General features: G+C 24.7%; 1 protein-coding gene. It reads right to left on the reverse strand.

Going from position 1 to position 616, the window contains the following annotated elements; translation table 11 throughout:
* Nucleotides 1-560 (reverse strand): hypothetical protein (locus tag L4B77_RS20250; RefSeq protein WP_429752638.1); only part of this gene is annotated, 560 nt, incomplete at its 3' end.
* Nucleotides 561-616: the final 56 nt, after the last annotated feature.

Here is a 616-nt window from a genome sequence, read left to right on the forward strand (position 1 = left end):
TGTTTATATTCAGCTTCAACATTTATTGATTTAAATGATTTTTTTATTTTCGCTATTTTATTATCTCTTCTTTTTATTGTGTTTAAATCTAAAACCTTAAATAAATAATGTAAGTCAAAGTAGCCACTTGGTTTTATTTTTGTCAGAATGAACAACTTTACAGTTCTAACATCAGAGATGGTTTTTAAATCAGATATTTCAAGTCTATTAAACCCAGAATCTTTTACGTTTCTCTTGTATTGTTTTGAAAGTTTGAAATGAATTTCATTACCAAGTGTCTTTATTTCATGGAAAAAAGGACTTTTTAATTCGTTAATGAAACTTATTATTTTACTTACTGATAAATCTCTTCTGTTTAAAATACTACTTTCACCAAGTAAACCTTTTATATTAAAGTTATGATCTGCTTCTTTTTTTGTGTTTCTATAAATCATTGTTGCATATGCGAGTATTGTAATAAACAACTTCATTTCAGAGTTGTTTTTATAGTCAAATAATGCGTAATGTAGTGGGTTTTTTCTATTCATAATTTCGTGTGGTATTGTTAAGTATTCAATCATTTTAATTTCCTTTTAGTTGTTGTTTAAACTTCAAAGGAATAATGATTATAATATAC

This window comes from Vibrio minamisatsumaniensis (genome assembly GCF_050337445.1).
Classification (GTDB): Bacteria; Pseudomonadota; Gammaproteobacteria; order Enterobacterales; family Vibrionaceae; genus Vibrio; species Vibrio artabrorum.